The organism is Enterococcus sp. AZ128, from assembly GCF_051714485.1.
Classification (GTDB): Bacteria; Bacillota; Bacilli; order Lactobacillales; family Enterococcaceae; genus Enterococcus_A.
In genome coordinates, this window is the sequence record NZ_JBIORZ010000001.1 from 2,028,002 (window position 1) to 2,046,302 (window position 18,301).

Annotated in this window: 19 protein-coding genes; 2 read left to right on the forward strand and 17 right to left on the reverse strand. The window is 40.4% G+C overall.

All coding sequences use genetic code 11. The annotated features are described in order from the left end of the window. Positions 1-51: 51 nt before the first annotated feature. From hisB to hisG, 4 genes are read right to left on the reverse strand one after another with little or no spacing between them, the layout of a single operon-like run. Entirely contained in the window at positions 52-645 is a 594-nt protein-coding gene (hisB, locus tag IGI38_RS09960; RefSeq protein WP_438729347.1) for an imidazoleglycerol-phosphate dehydratase HisB, read from the reverse strand. Further along, on the reverse strand, positions 642-1,700 hold the full coding sequence (gene hisC / locus IGI38_RS09965; protein ID WP_438729350.1) for a histidinol-phosphate transaminase: 1,059 nt from the start codon (positions 1,698-1,700) through the stop codon (positions 642-644). Before hisC ends, hisB begins: the two co-directional genes overlap by 4 nt. Further along, positions 1,697-2,977, reverse strand: a complete 1,281-nt coding sequence (gene hisD / locus IGI38_RS09970; protein ID WP_438729352.1) for a histidinol dehydrogenase — start codon at positions 2,975-2,977, stop codon at positions 1,697-1,699. Before hisD ends, hisC begins: the two co-directional genes overlap by 4 nt. Further along, a complete protein-coding gene (gene hisG / locus IGI38_RS09975; RefSeq protein ID WP_438729355.1) occupies positions 2,974-4,533 on the reverse strand; it encodes an ATP phosphoribosyltransferase in 1,560 nt (519 codons plus the stop codon). Before hisG ends, hisD begins: the two co-directional genes overlap by 4 nt. Before the next feature lie 325 nt (positions 4,534-4,858). On the opposite strand from hisG, the gene IGI38_RS09980 reads away from it, so the two are divergent. Further along, positions 4,859-5,239: a hypothetical protein gene (locus IGI38_RS09980; RefSeq protein WP_438729357.1), complete on the forward strand. Its 381-nt coding sequence runs from the start codon at positions 4,859-4,861 to the stop codon at positions 5,237-5,239. A 336-nt stretch (positions 5,240-5,575) separates the two neighbouring features. Here the strand turns inward: IGI38_RS09980 and recO are convergent, their stop codons facing one another. From recO to IGI38_RS10025, 9 genes are all read right to left on the reverse strand, one after another. After that, entirely contained in the window at positions 5,576-6,355 is a 780-nt protein-coding gene (gene recO / locus IGI38_RS09985) for a DNA repair protein RecO (protein ID WP_438729360.1), read from the reverse strand. Between the two features lie 56 nt (positions 6,356-6,411). Next, positions 6,412-7,311: a GTPase Era gene (era, locus tag IGI38_RS09990; protein ID WP_438729363.1), complete on the reverse strand. Its 900-nt coding sequence runs from the start codon at positions 7,309-7,311 to the stop codon at positions 6,412-6,414. A 36-nt stretch (positions 7,312-7,347) separates the two neighbouring features. Further along, on the reverse strand, positions 7,348-7,743 hold the full coding sequence (locus tag IGI38_RS09995) for a diacylglycerol kinase family protein (RefSeq protein ID WP_438729365.1): 396 nt from the start codon (positions 7,741-7,743) through the stop codon (positions 7,348-7,350). Next, on the reverse strand, positions 7,721-8,194 hold the full coding sequence (gene ybeY, locus IGI38_RS10000) for an rRNA maturation RNase YbeY (RefSeq protein ID WP_438729368.1): 474 nt from the start codon (positions 8,192-8,194) through the stop codon (positions 7,721-7,723). Before ybeY ends, IGI38_RS09995 begins: the two co-directional genes overlap by 23 nt. Beyond that, complete coding sequence (locus IGI38_RS10005; RefSeq protein WP_438729371.1) at positions 8,194-10,398, reverse strand: HD family phosphohydrolase; 2,205 nt, start codon at positions 10,396-10,398, stop codon at positions 8,194-8,196. Before IGI38_RS10005 ends, ybeY begins: the two co-directional genes overlap by 1 nt. 15 nt (positions 10,399-10,413) lie before the next feature. After that, a complete protein-coding gene (locus IGI38_RS10010; RefSeq protein ID WP_438730399.1) occupies positions 10,414-11,334 on the reverse strand; it encodes a PhoH family protein in 921 nt (306 codons plus the stop codon). Positions 11,335-11,617: 283 nt separating this feature from the next. Continuing rightward, complete coding sequence (locus tag IGI38_RS10015) at positions 11,618-12,064, reverse strand: GatB/YqeY domain-containing protein (RefSeq protein ID WP_438729373.1); 447 nt, start codon at positions 12,062-12,064, stop codon at positions 11,618-11,620. A 21-nt stretch (positions 12,065-12,085) separates the two neighbouring features. Further along, positions 12,086-12,262, reverse strand: a complete 177-nt coding sequence (gene rpsU, locus IGI38_RS10020; protein ID WP_002356740.1) for a 30S ribosomal protein S21 — start codon at positions 12,260-12,262, stop codon at positions 12,086-12,088. A gap of 138 nt (positions 12,263-12,400) precedes the next feature. Beyond that, on the reverse strand, positions 12,401-12,838 hold the full coding sequence (locus tag IGI38_RS10025; protein ID WP_438729376.1) for a Fur family transcriptional regulator: 438 nt from the start codon (positions 12,836-12,838) through the stop codon (positions 12,401-12,403). Between the two features lie 84 nt (positions 12,839-12,922). Here IGI38_RS10025 and IGI38_RS10030 point away from each other — a divergent pair, with 84 nt between their 5' ends. Next, complete coding sequence (locus IGI38_RS10030) at positions 12,923-13,777, forward strand: pyruvate, water dikinase regulatory protein (RefSeq protein ID WP_438729378.1); 855 nt, start codon at positions 12,923-12,925, stop codon at positions 13,775-13,777. 2 nt (positions 13,778-13,779) lie between these two features. On the opposite strand, the gene IGI38_RS10035 is transcribed toward IGI38_RS10030, so the two are convergent. From IGI38_RS10035 to thrC, 4 genes are all read right to left on the reverse strand, one after another. After that, entirely contained in the window at positions 13,780-14,709 is a 930-nt protein-coding gene (locus IGI38_RS10035; protein WP_438729380.1) for a homoserine O-succinyltransferase, read from the reverse strand. A gap of 3 nt (positions 14,710-14,712) precedes the next feature. Beyond that, positions 14,713-15,984, reverse strand: coding sequence for an O-acetylhomoserine aminocarboxypropyltransferase/cysteine synthase family protein (locus tag IGI38_RS10040; protein ID WP_438729383.1), 1,272 nt, complete (start codon positions 15,982-15,984; stop codon positions 14,713-14,715). Between the two features lie 397 nt (positions 15,985-16,381). Next, complete coding sequence (gene thrB / locus IGI38_RS10045; protein WP_438729386.1) at positions 16,382-17,245, reverse strand: homoserine kinase; 864 nt, start codon at positions 17,243-17,245, stop codon at positions 16,382-16,384. Further along, positions 17,242-18,300: a threonine synthase gene (gene thrC, locus IGI38_RS10050; protein WP_438729388.1), complete on the reverse strand. Its 1,059-nt coding sequence runs from the start codon at positions 18,298-18,300 to the stop codon at positions 17,242-17,244. The genes thrB and thrC overlap by 4 nt, the downstream gene beginning before the upstream one ends. Between the last annotated feature and the right edge of the window lies 1 nt (position 18,301).

The window sequence follows — 18,301 nt, forward strand, 5'->3', positions numbered from 1 at the left end:
GCTTCCCCCTTCTAATTCGTTTTATCATACATTCTAATCTTGAGGATCAACTTAATTTATCGTCCCTTTTGTGGATGGAATCTCGTCCGGTGCAAGCTGATTGATCGCCACCGCTTCGCCCAATGCACGACCAAAGCCCTTGAAGCAGGCCTCCACGATATGATGACTATTTTTTCCCGCGATTTGATGCAAATGAATCGTCGCACCAAGCTCACGAGCAAAGGCAATGAAAAACTCTTCAACTAATTCGGTATCAAATTGCGATCCAATTTTTTCACTTGGGATATCCAGCTCTATGACCGCCATCCCGCGCCCGCTAATATCGATCGCTGACATTACCAATGCTTCATCCATCGGCAGCAGCATGCTGCCGTACCGTTTAATCCCGCGGCGTTCACCAAGACTCTCTGAAAACGCTCGACCAATCGCAATCGCAATATCTTCTGTCGTGTGATGAGCATCTACTTCAATATCTCCGTCACAAACAAGCTCAAGATCGAAACGGCCATGCCGAACAAATAATTCCAGCATATGATCTAAAAAGCCCACACCTGTTTTGATCGTTTGCTGTCCAGTGCCATCAACCTTCAAAGTCAATTGGATTTTTGTCTCAGACGTATTACGTATCACTTCTGCTTTTCTCATGCTTCCACCTCTTCTAATATCGTTGTCAAAACTACGATCAATCGCTCCATCTGTTCCTGAGTGCCGACGGTTATTCGTAAATGATCTTTTGTACGAGCCTGATTGAACCAACGGACTAAGATCCTTTTTTCTCTTAAAGCCTGGAATAGTTTTTCACCCGCAAACTTCGGATGCTTCGCAAATAGAAAGTTGCCTTGGCTGTCTGTTTGTTCAAAACCTAACTTCGCCAGCTCCTGCTTGCTCCATTCTCTAACTTGGATCGTTTCTTGTATTTTTTGGTCTACATATGCTTGTTCTTGCAATACAGTACTGCCCGCTGCTTGAGTCAAGCTATTAACATTATAGGGGTTCAAGCTAAAACGCAAACGATTCAAATCCGCGATCAATTCTGTATTTCCAACACCAAAACCCAATCGTGCTCCAGCCAATTGGCGAGATTTTGAAAAGGTTCCAACCACTAATAGATTTTTATAGTGATCGATCAAAGAAACCATTGATTTTCCGCTGAAATCAATATACGCCTCGTCCACTACGACTAATCGATTAGGATGACGTTCTAGAAAGTTGCAAATTTCTTCTTGCGGCAGATAAATACCTGTCGGTGCATTAGGGTTCGCAAAAATCACTGTTCCTTTAAGAGCATCATATTCCTTCAACTCCAGTGAAAAATCCTCATTCAATGGCACAATCGTTGCTTCCACTTGGTATAGTCCGCTATAAACCTGATAAAAGCCATAAGTCACATCAGGAAACGCGATGCCTTTTTCCGTAAAGCCTTGAAAAATGTATGAGAGAACTTCATCGCTGCCATTACCTAGAAATAGCTGATCCTGCTTCACACCCAAATAATTTGCCAATGGTTTTGCTACAATCTCCACCGCTATATCAGAATAGCGATTCAGCTTTTGCGTTGCTTCTGCTACCGCATTTTGAACACCGGGCGCGGGAGGATAAGGGCTTTCGTTAGTATTTAATTTGATGTAGTCTTGTTCGTCAACCTGTTCCCCGGGTGTATAGGGCGTCAAATCCTGATACTTTCTATTTAAAAATGTCATGCTTCCTCACCTCTTCGCACTCTCATAGAACGTGCATGTCCCATCAAGTCTTCCGTCTCTGCAAATAATTCCACTGCTGGCCCCGCTGCCTTCATTGCCTCTTCTGTGTAATAAAGATAACTGCTCTTCTTAATGAAATCATCCACTGACAGTGGTGAATAGAACCGCGCAGTTCCTTCTGTCGGCAAGGTATGATTGGGTCCAGCAAAATAATCGCCTAGTACTTCTGGCGTGTGATGGCCTAAAAAAACACTGCCGGCATTCTCAACTTTTCCTAACAAAGCAAACGGCTCAACGACAGATAATTCTAGATGCTCCGGTGCAATTTGGTTCGCGATTGAAAGTGCTTCTGTCAAATCTTGAACCAAAATAATTTTGCCGTTATTTTCGATAGCCGCCTCCGCTATTTCCTTACGCGGAAGCTCTGCTAATTGTTGCGCTACTTCTACTTGAACCTTTTCAATCAACGCTTCTTCTGTTGTTACAAGGATTGCTTGAGCCAATTTATCATGCTCAGCCTGCGCTAGGAGATCTGCAGCAATCCAACGCGGATTTGCACTGTGATCCGCTACAATCAAGACATCACTCGGTCCAGCGATCATATCAATATCGACTTCACCATAGACCATCTTTTTGGCGGTCGCCACATATATATTTCCTGGCCCTACGATTTTATCTACTTTGGGAATCGTCTCAGTTCCATAGGCCAGCGCTGCCACGCCATGAGCACCGCCAACTTTGTAAATCTCATCTACACCAGCAATCGAGGCTGCGGCTAGAATTGCGACTGGAACCTTTCCTTCACTGTCCGTTGGTGTGATCATAACGATTTTTTTGACACCCGCAATTTTAGCTGGCAACACATCCATTAAGACTGTACTAGGATAAGCAGCCGTTCCGCCAGGTACATAAACACCAACCCGTGCTAAAGGAATAATGCGTTGCCCCATTACCACACCATTTTCTTCAGTCGAAACAAATCCTTGGCGTACTTGATTTTCGTGGAACGCTAAAATATTTTTCTTTGCCTGTTCCATTACTGCCAGTAACTCTGGCGAAACTGCTTTTAGTGCCGCTTCAATCTCAGCTTGGCTAACAGTTAAAGAATCCAAAACAACTTGATCGATTTCTTTTATTAATTGATGAAGCGCCTGATCACCATCCGCTTGTACCCGTTCAATAATCTTTGTTACTACAGCAGAAACATCCTCGGTTTCAGAATATTTTCGCGCTAAAATATCGGCTAATTGATCCTTTTGTGTTGAATAAACTCTCATAGCTGCTTCCTCACCTTCTCGATCACCTTTTGAATCCGTTCCTGTTTAAATCGCCACGTCGCATTGTTAATAATTAAACGAGCAGAGGACGGCGCGATTTCTTGTATAACCTTCAAATCATTTTCTTTTAAGGTAGTGCCTGTTTCGACAATATCGACAATCACATCAGATAATCCTAACAACGGAGCTAATTCAATCGAACCATGCAAATGAATCAATTCTACCGAACGACCTAACCCTTCATAAAATTCACGGGTAATCTGCGGATATTTTGTCGATACACGTAGCGGACGAGAAAAATCTTCTTCAAAATCATTATGTGCCGCAACTGCCAAACGACATTCTCCCATATGCAGATCGAGAAATTCAATGACTTCAGCTTTACTCTCCAATAGGATATCTTTACCTACAACACCAATATCAGCTGCACCATGCTCCACATAAATCGCCACATCGCTAGGTTTCACTAAAAAGAAACGCAGCTTATTGTCTTCATCACAAAAAATCAATTTTCGATTATCTTCAAATACGCCCTCAGCAGCTACTCCTGCCTTCGTGAACAAATCGTAAACGGCATCTCCCATTCGACCTTTAGGCAAGGCAATATTCAGATATTCAGAGCTTTCTGAATCCGTAGGAAGTTTTTGCCCAACATGATTTAATTTCATTCCGAAACCAATGGCTCCCTGATCTTTCCCTTGACGGCTCATTAAACGATCATAACGGCCGCCATATAAGATCGTTTCCCGTGCTTCCTTGATGAAACCTTGGAATAACAGCCCACTATAGTAATCCGCATCATTCATGATCGAAAAATCTATACGCAAGCGAATTTTTTCAGATAAATTTTCTGCCTGTAAAGCCTTGTACAATTGTTTTAGTTCTTCTAATCCAGTTTGCGCTTTAGGATAAGCCGCCAACAGGACTTTCGCTCGCTGGTACTTCGATTCAAAGTCTCCTGATAACCGTACCAGCTTAGCCAGATTTTCCGATTCCTCTTGTGACAAACCAGCTTTTTCTGTAAGTTCGTCCATCCTGTGAGAACTCTTATCCCTCAAGCAATCCAAAACATTCTGTCGATCTTCTTCTGGAAATCGATCGCAGATCCCATTCAAAATTCCCATATGCGAAAGATCCAATGTGCCCTCACCAACCTGAGCTAAGCTTTCCCAAGCCAGTTTCAACACTTCTAATTGGTTCTCCCAAGTAATTTCATCAATGATCTCTAACCCGATTTGATAAATTTTTTGATACTCACCCGCTTGACGATCATGACGATACACATCTTCGACATAATAAACCTTGCGCGCTTCGCCAGCTGGCGTATTCTTAGCGATTGATAATGTTACGTCTGGTTTTAAAGCCATCGTTCGTCCATCATTTCCCGTAAAGGTAATAATCGACGAACTACGCAAGAAATTGTAGCTTTGCTGATAGTTTCCATATTCTTCAAAGTTATTTAGGTGATAAGGATGAAAATGATGCTGTGTATACAACCTTCTTAATTTCAATTCAATTTGTTCTTCTGGTCTTAATACATCCCACAGTTTTTCCACGCTCATCACTCCTAATTTTTATTAAAGAAATCATTTTTTCAAATACGCAAAAAATGAGTCCGATTTTCATTGCGTATACCAACTAAACAGGTATTCTTGGTCTAATCGATAAATCCTTAGTGTTTTCTAACAATATTAATTGTTTTGCCATAAATAAGCAATGGAAATCTGTGAAAGAACGAACATTTTGCAGAATAAGAAATAAAACAATTGATTTTTTCAGCAAATTTTTCTGATATACTTTTCTTAACAAGAAAAATCGAAGGCGAGGGAAAAGAAAATGGTGGAGAAGCTTAAAAGGAATTATCAAAAATTCGATGCGTTGTTGCGAAGAAAGCCTGGATATTCAGTGTTGTCTACAGTCACTATCCTAATTATTGCCCAAATGATTATCAACCTGCTCAGGCATGCCCCATTATTTTCTAATTCTTTCTATGCGCTATACATTTTAGAGGTATATTTCATTGGTTATCTTGCTTCTGTGATTACTAGCAGAAAAGGGCCCCAATTCTTGGTTTGTTTTATTTTGGTCTTCCTATCTTTCTTGATTGCGAGCATATTTGAGAAAAGTATCGTTGATTACACAACGATCATCCTGTTTGCTTTGTTCTCTCTTCTTGGTGGATCGGGTTCATTCCTAATAGCTATTGATACGACCAAACAAAAAAATTCAACAGTCTATTGTTTGACCTCTGCATATTCGTAGGTGCTCTTCTAGCTCTCTGGATATATGATCTGTATAAGAATGGCTGGTCTATTGAGCCTCTGTTTAAGATCATCATTGTTACCTTATTCTTAATAGCATCCTATTGCTTGAGACTAAAACAGCCTTCAATTATAAGCTGAAACTTCTATTGTATTTCCTTTACTTTATGATCGTCGGTACCTTTGCTTCAGCTGTGATCTCTCAGAATCAATTAAATACACAAATGATCTTTATTTATTTTTCTCTGTCTCTTTTTGGCAGTCCCGTCTGGCTGTTCATTTGTCAAAAACTAAAAACAAAAAAAAATAATCTGCAGCGCCTAATAGGTTCTGCAGATTATTTTTCATCTTTTGGTTTTAATACATCCTGCCATTCACCCATTTGATCGATGAATTTCTTACTCTTCAAGTGCAAGCCGACGTATTCTTCATATAATTGATCCAGAGTTTGACGAATCGTTTTTTTCGTTTCTGGTTTCAAATTGATCGTGTTGATGTTTTCGTAGGTCACACTATTGAATAGTCGCAGAAAATAAATCGCCCGCGGATCGGCATGATAGCGGTGCTGATCCAAGTGCCAATGATCTTGGCAAAGAATCCCGTTGTATTTTGAAGAAAAATCAAAGGCTCCGGTTTTCTTTCCGCACACTCCGCACGCTTGCCAATTCAACGAAACACCGAAACGCTGCATGATCTGAACTTCAAAAATATTCATGATCGTCTCACCATCGGCCCCGTCATTCATCCGCTGCAAAGCCTCTTTGGTAAATCCATACAAAGCAGGATCGTAGACATGATCCTCGATTGCCGCATCAGCCAAGCCTAAAATATACGACCCGTAAGCATTCAAAAAGATATCCTCCTGCAGCTTCCGCAGTGGCCGAACCTCTTTTGCGCTATTCAAAAAAGATAATCCATCCGTTTTCAAATTACCGATAAAGACCGCTTCAGTAAAGGGCTGGACCGCTGTCTGCAACGGATTATTCGCTCGATGGATGCCTTTAGCAAAAAACATCACTTTCCCTGCTGACTCGGTAAAAATCTTGATCAGCTTATCTTTTTCTTTGTAATCACGACTAAATAAAATGATGCCTTTTGTTTCACCAACCTGTGCCATCGACTCACCTCCATTTTGATGAACAAAAGCTTCACGAAATCTCGTGAAGCTTTTGCCTAATAATCGTCTTTACGATAGCCATAATCTTGTAAATACGTTTGTTTGTCGCGCCAATCCTTTTGAACCTTGACCCAAAGTTCTAAATAGACTTTATCCGCTAGAAGAGTCTCAATATCTTTACGGGCTTGGGTGCCGATATTTTTCAGCATCTTACCGCCTTTTCCGATAATGATTCCTTTTTGGCTCGTCCGCTCCACGACAATCGTCGCTTGGATATGAACCTTGTCATTTTCATCCCGTTTCATTGATTCAGTCACAACAGCCACAGAATGCGGTACTTCATCACGGGTTAAACTCAACACTTTTTCGCGAATCAATTCAGACACAATGAAATATTCCGGATGGTCCGTGATTTGATCATCTGGGAAGTATTGCGGACCTTCATCCATTTGATCAACGATCGTATCTAATAGATGATCGACATTATTCCCTTCAGTCGCTGAAATTGGAATAATCTCCTTGAAATCCATGATCGTACGATAATCATCAATGATTGCCAAAAGCTCGTCTGGGTGAATCGTATCAATCTTGTTGATGACCAAATAAACTGGAACTTCTTGCTTGCTTAAGCGTTCCAAAATAAAGTCATCTCCACGACCGCGCTTTTGATCCGCGCTGATCATAAACATAATCGCGTCCACTTCTCTTAATGCGCTGTAGGCCATTTCCACCATGTAATCCCCTAAACGATGTCTTGGTTTATGGATACCAGGTGTATCGATAAAAATAATTTGTGCATCGGGTGTTGTATAAACACCTTGGATTTTATTCCGAGTAGTTTGAGCTTTGTCACTCATGATAGCAATTTTTTGCCCCACGATACGATTGAGCAAGGTTGATTTTCCAACATTAGGACGGCCGACAATCGCCACAAAACCTGATTTATGTTCTGACATGTATAAGTTCCTTTCTGAACCTTAAGTAAGCAATTCCTAAAGAAAAAGCTCAATAATTTTTGGTAAAAAGATAATCACACCAACGATAATGGCAAACACTGAGGTGACGAGAACCGCACCGGCAGCCATATCTTTGATTTTTTTCCCGATTGGGTGAAAATGGCAGTCTGTTCCCATGTCTACCACATTTTCAAACACAGTATTAATAATTTCCACGATCCAAACTAGAAAGACTGCTAGAAAAATCCAGAGCCATTCAAGTATCGACACACCCAATAAGAATGCTACTAAGATGGCCATTAATCCGAAAACTACGTGCGCACGCATGTTGCGCTCTTCTTGAAAGACCGTCTTGATTCCCTGAATCGCAAATTCCAGAGAAGTGATAAAATGCTTGTTTTTCTCAGTTTTATCTTTTAAGTCCATAGGCATCTAATATCTCTTTCTGTAGACCAAACATCTCTTTTTCATCCTCAGGTGTCATGTGGTCGTACCCATTGATATGCAAAAAGCCATGTACGGCTAGAAAACCTAACTCGCGATCAAAGCTATGTCCGTACTCTTCTGCTTGTTCACGGGCACGTTCTGTTGAGATCATGATATCGCCTAAATTTCGTGGCATCGGATCTTCTTCATCCATGATAATCGGAATCTCGTTCTCACCTTCTTCTTCCAATGCAAAGCTTATTACATCAGTCGGTGCATCCTTGCCGCGATAATCACGATTAATGACTTGGATCGCTGCATTATCCATAAATGTAACAGACATCTCTGTATCCTTTGGCAACTTTAAATAGTCAGCCGCAAACTGTAATACGCCATCAATTTCTTGGATTTTTTCATCAGAGACTTGCTCTGTTTCGTCAATAAAAGAAATATCCATTACTCTTCCCCTTTTTTCTCTTGCTCTTCTTTCATCTTCTCCGCCTCTGATTGCATCCGCGGATACTTGATCCGTGAATGGAAGGTAGAGCTCAACCCGCTGATCAATGATTTTTCAACCGTTCGAATTTCTTTTAATGTTAATCCGGAATCATCCAGCTGTCCATCATTGATTCGTTCTTCGATTAAATTATGAACAAACTCAGTAATTTTATCAATCGAAGGATGATCCATGGCTCTCACCGCTGCTTCACAACTGTCGGCAATATTTACGACACCTGCTTCACGTGTTTGTGGTTTTGGTCCAGGATAGCGAAATTCTGCTTCTGTCGTATCAGGATTTCGTTCTTTTGCTTTAAAGTAGAAGAATTTCATTAATGTCGTGCCATGATGCTGATAACAAATATCGATTACCATCTGAGGCATCTTGTATTCTTTTAAAATCTTCGCACCTTCAATAACATGACCAAAGATGATTTGTTTACTATCTTCCGGCAATAGAAAATTATGTGGATTTTCAGCACCTGTCGGCAGATTTTCCACAAAGAAATTCGCATGACGAATCTTACCGATATCATGATAGTAACAGGCTACTCGAGTTAACAGTGAACGACCACCAATCTCAGCCACCGCGTTAGCACTCAAGTTGGCCACCATCATTGAATGGTGGTAGGTTCCCGGCGCTTTTTCAAGTAGTTCTTTCAGCAATGGATGGTTGGGATTGCTTAACTCATTTAAGGTAATCACACCACTGTCAGTCACCAAAATCTCAATATATGGTTGAAGTCCCATTCCCATAATAAAAGATAAGATACTTGCTGCAAATGCACTCAACAATAAGCCCCATGTTTGTGAATCAGTAAATGACATTCCTTGGTAAATACTTAAAATAATTGACCAAGCAATCGGAAACGCCACGATCCATAGCATCGCTTGTTTCACTTGATCAGATAATCGTTTTTGCTTAACCATAACAGCTAACGTACCAGAGAACAGATACGTCATCAAAATAACCGGCAGCATATTTGTCCCAATCGCTTTATAGTAAATAAACAAAGCGAACACTGTTTGGAAAACAGCAGATAGCGCACCCGCTCGTCGATTAACAAACACCGTCAAAATCAACGGCATAAAAGCAGCTGGAAAGAATAACGCCAAATTATTCGAGGAAGTACCTTGGAAAGCTTGCAATATTTTCATAATGAAAACACCGATTGTCATCGTTGCGCTATAAAATAGAATAAAACGCACACGTTGAAACTCGACCTCAAACTGGCGACTATAAAACCACAGTAATACTCCTTGCAGGATTGCTGCCAAAATCATTGCGATTAAAGGAAAAACCGAGGTGTTTGAGCTAGTCAATCCTAATAGCTTCAATTTATTGATCGCATTCGCATCGATCTGGCTACCCTCACGGACGATTACTTCACCTTGATAAATCATTACCGGCTGAACAGAGTCACTCGCTTGTTCTTTTAGTTCCTCCGTACGTTTTTGATTTAATGAATCATTAATAACGATCCCATCTTCTAGTAAGTAACGCATCACTTGACCAGATTCATCTGACAAACCTAAGCCTTGAATTTTATCAACGGCTTGCTGTTTATATTCCGCAAGATCGCTTTGACGAATGCGCTTCGCCATTTGCTCATCCAACAGCTTCAGACTTTCAGTTCCAACTTTGGTTAATTCTGTCGCACTTAATTGAACGACTGCTTGATAAAAATCTTCCGGCAGCTGTTGATAAAACGTTACCGCATCTTGATCCAAACCTTCAAAATTCTTTTTTACCGCTGCAACCCGTTCATCAACTGTTGGCTGAGGAACTTTTTCCCCATCTTTAGCTTGCGATACCTTCGTCTGATAATTCTTATCTAAATCACTATTAGCCTTTTGGATTAAAGTGATCAGTTGACTGATTCGATCGTGTTGCGTTTGGGCCAAATCCGCTTGATATGTGTATTCTGGCGTGACAGCCTCGGCCGCAAGCTGCCGCTTTTGATTCGTTTCAGTCTTGTTTTCAATCGTTTTATTGGCACGAATACTCTCTGTTGCGACTTGGCCTTCTTTATAATCCACACTCTTTTGAATGACACTTGAAATCATTGTCAAAACCAAAACAGTTGAAAATATTCCTATAATAATCGGTATAAATTTTGAACCTAACTTTTTCAGCAAGTTATTGATGGGTCGATTTAACATCCAATTCCCTCCTGACTACTTTTCTTGGTGTCTTAGGTTCTCGTGTTCATAAGCTTCGATAATTTCAGCAACTACAGGATGTCTCACCACATCGCCTGCTTCGAAAGTCACAAAACGAATCTTTTTGATCTCTTTCAACGTTCTCTCCGCATGAATCAATCCGCTGATTTGTCCTTTCGGCAGATCCACTTGAGAAGTATCACCATTAACGATCATCTTAGAATTAAAACCAAGACGCGTCAAAAACATCTTCATTTGCGAGATTGTCGTATTCTGAGCCTCATCTAAAATGACAAAGGCGTCGTCCAATGTACGGCCGCGCATATAAGCAAGTGGCGCAATCTCAATGACCCCGCGTTCTAATAAACGATTCGTATGTTCCATACCAAAAATCTGATGCAAGGCATCGTACATCGGACGCAAATAAGGATCAACTTTTTCTTTCAAATCCCCAGGTAGGAAGCCCAAGCTTTCGCCAGCTTCAACCGCTGGACGCGTCAAAATAATACGTTGCACTTCTCCCTTTTTCAACGCAGCTATTGCCATCACAATGGCTAAATAGGTTTTTCCGGTCCCTGCTGGTCCAACACCAAAAACTACATCTGACTTACGGATCGCTGCAATATAGCGGCTTTGTCCAATGTTTTTTGGCCGAATCGGTTTGCCGTTGCGATCCTTTAATAGTTCTTCCTCATACATCATGACAAATTCATCTAAGTGGTCCTCACGTCCCAAACGCAATGCGGTCATTACGTCAGGTGTAGCCACTTTAATCCCGCGATCAATCAAAATCTGCAGTGTCCGAATAATGTCTCCAACCAATTTAGCCTCTTCCTTCGGACCAATTATTTGAATCGTTTCACCGCGAGTATTGATTGTCGTTTCAGTATTATCCTCTAAAAACTTTACATGTTTATCGTGGGTACCTAAAAGCATACTGATGTCATCTTTTCCATCAAGCTTTATTTCTAACGACTCAAAATCGTTGCTATTCAACAAGCGCTCATCCCTTCATAAATCATTCCTTCTTATAATACCACACTCTAAATAAAAGAAAAATTGTCTAAACTTTCGCTTAAATATCAGATATATTTGGTTTTATTTAAGATGAATCCAGATTTCTTTCAATGCGATATTTTGAATGATTGCCGCATAGATAATAATTCAAAGCAGATGACAAAAAAAGCCGAGAGAACGTTCTCTCGGCTTTCGTTATTGCTTAATTGTTTAGAAGCTCTTTAACGATCGCATTGACTTGATTACCATCGGCTTTACCTTTGACTTTCGGCATCACTGCACCCATCACCTTACCAAATTCTTTTGGCGAAGTCGCTCCTGTCGCCGTAACTGCTTCTTTAACAATCACACGAATCTCATCTTCGGAAAGCTGAGCCGGCAAATATTTTTCAACAATTACGATTTCCTTTTTGACTTTATCAGCCAAATCGGTGCGATCAGCTTTTTCAAACTCGGTTAGAGAATCACGACGTTGTTTCATCTCGCGAGATAAGACAGTCAATTCTTCTTCGTCATTTAAATCCTGACCTTTTTTTATTTGCTCATTTTGAATCGAAGCTTTAAGCATCCGGATCACTTGCAAAGTCTCTTTATCTTTTGCTCGCATAGCTTGCTTCATGTCTTCATTCAAGGTAGTAAGTAGTGACAATAGAATCACTCCGTTCACAGACTAGAATTTCTTACGTTTTCTAGCTGCTTCTGATTTTTTCTTACGTTTCACGCTTGGTTTTTCATAAAATTCACGTTTGCGAGATTCTTGCAGAGTCCCTGCTTTTGAAACGGAACGTTTGAAGCGACGAAGAGCATCGTCAAGAGATTCATTTTTACGAACCACTGTTTTTGACATATAAATTCCCTCCCTCCGGGCTTGAAATGTAACCGTTTTTGTTATTGAAATGTACTTCCAATCAACAAGACCGTCCATAAGTCATTATATCTAATGGGCTATTTTGAGTCAAGGTACTGAAGAATTTTAATTCTTAATTTATTCATTAACTTTTTGACATTTCTCGCAACGACCGTACAGTTCAAAGCGATGTCCTTCAATTTCACAGCCGTCCAATTGTTCTTTAAAAAAGTTCATTGGACACATATGAATCTCCTTAGTCATTCCGCAAACAGTACAAATGAAGTGATGGTGGTGTTCAAAATTCTCACTACAGCTAAAGCGAAATTTCATCTCTCCTTGCAGTTCGGTATCTTCGATCAGACCAATTTCGCAAAATTCTCTTAGATTACGATACACGGTATCATAACTCAAACCTGGAAATTGTCCGTTCAAATAATCATAAACTTCACGAGCCGCAACATATCGATTGCATTTGATCAAATAATCTAACAACGTTTCACGTTTTTTTGTATACTTAAAGCCATTTTCTTTTACTTTCGCCAAGGCTTTGTCTAATAGAGTTGTCTGTGTCATGTTATCCCTCGTTTCAAAGTGTAATGATTCCGAATAAACTGTATGGTATAATAAATTATTACTGATTGCAAGGGAGATCTTTTTATGGATAGCGAAAAACAAAATGAGTTAGTCACTATTTTCATCATCTCCGATTCTGCTGGGGAAACTGCTTCTAAATTAGCGCAAGCTTCAATGGCGCAGTATCCTACTGTGGAATTCTGTCTCTTCCGTCGTACGTTCGTGCACACAGAAGAATTATTGATGAAAGCCTTAAACGATGCAAAAAACGAAAACGGCATGATCATCTATACATTGATTGATCCAAAATTGTCTAAAATAGCAAAAGAATTTTGTGATAACGAAGACTTGTTTACAATGGATCTTTTGAATCCTGTTGTTAGTGAAATAGGTCGTCGTGCACACCTTGAACCAACAGGTGAACGAGGGGCTTTACACCATCTAAACGAAAATTACTTCAAACGAATCAAAGCAATGGAATTTGCGGTTAAGTATGATGATGGAAAAGATCCTCGCGGTTTTCTGGAAGCTGATGTCGTATTACTGGGCGTATCAAGAACCTCAAAAACTCCTTTAAGTTTATACTTAGCAAATAAAAACTTGAAAGTTGCTAACTTGCCATTGATTCCCCAGGCGCATATTCCTAAACAATTATTTGAGATTGACCCAAAAAAAATCGTTGGCTTAACCAACGATCCTGAAGTATTGATTGGTATTCGCAAAGAACGGATGCGGGCTTATGGTTTGAATCCTGAAACGGCTTATTCCGATCGCGAAAAAATCCAAGCAGAACTAAAATTTGCCAATGAGCTTTATCATAAGTTAGGTTGTGAGATTATCAATGTCGCAACACTGTCAATTGAAGAAACAGCCGCCATGATTATGAGCGCTTTAGATCTAGAAGACCACAGTTATTACTTTATGGAAGAAGAAAGCTGAGATCAACTCGATCTCAGCTTTCTTTCTTTTTGCAACTCGCGAATTTTTTCTAAATGATACGGTGTTAATTGATAAACATCATTCAGCCAGTTATGATAAAATAAATGAGCTTGTGCACGCCAGTAATTATAGATTTTTCCATTCTCGTAATAATTTTCCGGCTTAGCAGTTGTGAGTCCACGTTCATGATCGCGTAAATACTCTTTTTCTAAAGTGTCCGTTGCATATTCAAAATGCCCCATTAAAAAAACATCATGCTCATCCTCTGAAATCAAGATAGCGGACCGCTCTTCCTCATCTTTTGCAATTACCCTGATCTTTTTTTGACGTACTTGATTTTCATCAATTCCGGTGTAACGAGACTGTGGCATCCAAAACCGATCATCAAAGCCTCTGAACAAACGGAAATGATGTTCGATATCTTGTTTATAGATTCCAAATAATTTTTCTTTGAATGGAACTTTAGCAATGCCAAAATGATGATACAAGCCCGCTTGTGCTCCCCAGCAGATGTGCACGACTGAAGTCACTGAAGATTGACTCCAATCCATGATTTCAACCAGCTCTGGCCAATAATCAACTTCTTCAAAAGTCAGCTGCTCCACTGGCGCTCCCGTGATAATCAGTCCATCATAACAAGTATCCTTCACCTGTGAAAAATCTAAATAAAATTTATCTAAATGATTCTTACTTGTGTTCTTGTGTTCATGACTAGCCACTTTCAAAAAATCTACATCAATCTGTAATAGACTTTGACTAATCAAACGCAGCAGATGAGTCTCTGTATCAATTTTATTCGGCATTAAATTTAGGATCAACAGTTTTAAAGGTCGAATATCTTGATGTTCCGCCCGAGAGTTGTCAATCGCAAAAATGTCCTCCGACTCCAACACAGATTTTGCTGGAAAATCAGATTCTAAGCGAATCGGCATAAGTTATCCCTCCAATTTATCAAAGGCCTGTTGCAAGTCAGCAAGAATATCATTTACATTTTCAATACCGCATGATAAACGAACGAGCCCTGGTGAGATACCTGCCTGCTGCAATTCTTCATCAGTCAATTGACGATGCGTTGAAGTAGCAGGGTGTAACGCGCATGTCCGAATATCAGCTACATGGACCTCCAATGAAACAAGTTCTAAAGCGTCCAACCATTTCGCCGCCGTTTCCTTGCCTTCAGCAAACTCAACAGAAATTACTCCACATAGTCCATTTGGTACATATTTTTGGGCCAACACATAGTTTTCATCATTTTCCAAGCCTGGATAATAAACATGCTCAATCACTTTTTGCTCTGTTAAGAACTGCGCCACTGCCATCGCGTTTTCGTAATGTCGATCCATCCGTACTGGCAATGTCTCCATGCCTAGATTGAGTAGGAAAGAATTTTGCGGCGACGGGGTCGCTCCTAAATCGCGCATCAATTGAACACGGGCTTTTGTTATATAAGCAGCCTGTCCAAATTTTTCAGTATAAATAATACCATGATACGTTTCATCAGGCTCAGAAAGCTGAGGAAATTTCCCATTGTTCCAATCAAATGTTCCACCATCAACAATTACTCCACCGGTCTGCACAGCGTGACCATCCAAATATTTAGTCGTACTGTGAATAACGATATCTGCTCCAAACTCGATTGGACGACAGAAATACGGCGTAGCAAAAGTATTATCAATAATAAACGGTATATCAAGTTCTTTGGCTACTGCCGCAAATTTATCCTGATCCAATACCTTTACAGCAGGATTTGCGATCGTTTCACCAAAAATCGCCTTAGTGTTTGGTTTAGCGGCTTTAAGTATTTCTTCCTTTGAAGTGTCCTGATCAATAAATGTTACTTCGATACCCATTTTTCTAAAGGTATGTGCAAATAGATTATATGTTCCACCATAAATGTAGCTGGATGAAATCAAATGATCACCTGCCTCTAAGATATTCAATACGGCATAAAAAGTAGCCGCTTGACCTGAAGATGTACATAACGCACCAACTCCGCCTTCCAAAGCCGCAATCTTTTCTTCTACCGCCCCTGTCGTTGGGTTCGCCAAACGAGTATAGAAATAGCCTGCCGCTTCCAAATCAAATAGTTTTCCAATTTCATCTGTGGATTCATAAGCGTAAGTTGTACTTTGGACAATCGGTAACACCCGAGGTCCTCCATTTTCTGGCTGATAGCCAGCATGTAAGCATTTTGTTTCAAATTCCATGTCTTTTCCTCCTAGTTTTTATTCAATATAATCAATAAATGAACATGATTTTTATGACACATGCGATTCCACTAACCTGCTAAACATCTTGTGCTCTATATTTCTCAAAAAGCTTCAACTTTCTGCTCATACTTAACAAACTGCGAAAAGCAGAACTAACAAAAAAACTCCCGTCTTTCGCTTATGAAAGGACGGGAGTTCCGTGGTACCACCTTAGTTTATCAGCCTCTCACAAGACTGGTCTTTTGTCGTATTGCTACGAACTGCTGTAACGGGCATCCCCGTGTCTTATTGACAACTGCTCAGAGGCCATCTTCCAATTGATCGCTGCTGCTTCTTCTCACTTACCGAAGCTCTCTGTCAAGTCCGATTCATTGTACTCTTCTCTTCAACGCAATTAAAATATTTGTACGCCTTCTTTTTCGACTGAAAGCACATCAATCATTGCTTCGTGATCGAATGATTTCAAGGCGGTAACCAGCTTTTCTGTATTTTCAGGCGGTGTTAAGACTAAAACTGTTGGACCTGCACCACTTAAGAAGCTACCGTAACCACCATATGCCTTACAAAATTCACGTATTTTTTTCAAATGAGGCACAAGATGTTGACGATGACTCTCATGTAAAATATCTTTCTCCATCATTTTTCCAGCCAATGGTAAATTACCATTTAAAACTGCTGCAATCATCACGTTGCCAATTGAACTTGCTTTGACCGCATCACGATACGACATTTCTTTTGGTAAAACAGACCGACTCTTCGAAGTTAACAACTCATGATTCGGAATAAAAGCAATCACATCGCAATCAGGAAACGTATGCTTTACAAAATTCACTTCATTATTATTGTAGCTTGCAACCACAAAATCACCACAAATCGCTGGGGCAACATTGTCTGGATGGCCCTCGATTTTTGTCGCATAGGATACTTTTTGCTGCGGTGTCATTCCCAAATTTCCTAACCGATTAGCTAATTCGATTCCTGCTACAACGACAGATGAACTACTTCCCAATCCACGTGCAATCGGAATATCTGAAGTCATTTTGATCCTGTGCGGGGGTAATTTAGGTGCTAAGTCTAAGGCTGTTTGAATCAACAGATTTTTTTCATCAGAAGGGATATGACTGCCTAACTGATGTTCAATCTGCCATTTTGAAGTTTCTGGTCCTACATCAATAGTTAGATATTGGGAGAGTGCAATCCCGCACGAATCGAAGCCAGGGCCTAAATTAGCACTTGTTGCTGGTACACGGATTTTCATAGTGACGCCACTCCTTCACGTAAGTGTCGGCGCATATCCTCCAAATCACTCATCTTGTTGATCTTGATATCTGTCTCATTAATCGCTGTATCCGGATCCTTCAATCCATTTCCGGTAAAAACAGTTACAACTGTTTCACCTGGTTTGATACGTCCGTTATCCACATGTTGGATAACACCCGCTAGAGAAGCTGCTGACCCTGGTTCAACAAAGACACCTTCCTGTGCAGCAACTTTACGATAGGCATTCAAAATTTCATCGTCTGTTACTGAATCAATATAGCCATTAGATTCATCGCGTGCAGCCTCGGCTAATTTCCAACTGGCTGGATTTCCGATCCGAATAGCAGTTGCGACCGTTTCGGGAGCTTCAATAACTTCACCTTTTACGATTGCTGCAGCTCCTTCTGCCTCAAAGCCATGCATTCGTGGTAATTCGGTTCCTTTTTTCTCATGCCATTCTTTAAAGCCTTTCCAGTAAGCAGAAATATTTCCGGCATTTCCTACAGGAATCGCCAAGACATCCGGCGCCTTTTCTAATTGTTCACAAATTTCAAACGCAGCAGTTTTTTGTCCTTCTAAACGATAAGGATTTACTGAATTTACCAAAGCTACTGCTTCAGTCTCAGCAATGTCACGCACAGCTTTTAAAGCTTCATCAAAATTTCCAGGGATTGAAATGATATCCGCTCCATAGGCAATAGCTTGAGCTAATTTACCCATTGCAATTTTTCCATCCGGAATCACGACATAAGCTTTGATGCCGGCACGAGTCGCATAGGCAGCAGCAGCAGCACTTGTATTACCTGTCGATGCACAAATTATCGCCTTCGCTCCATCTTCCACCGCTTTAGCAACCGCCATCACCATTCCGCGATCTTTAAAAGAGCCCGTTGGATTTAAGCCTTCATATTTCCCATATAGAGTAATGCCCAATTCTTTTGATAAATTCTTTAAAGGAATCAATGGTGTATTTCCTTCGGCCAACGCAATCTGAGGTGTTTTATCTGTGATTGGCAAATATTCTTTATACTGTTTTAGTAACCCTTCGTACATG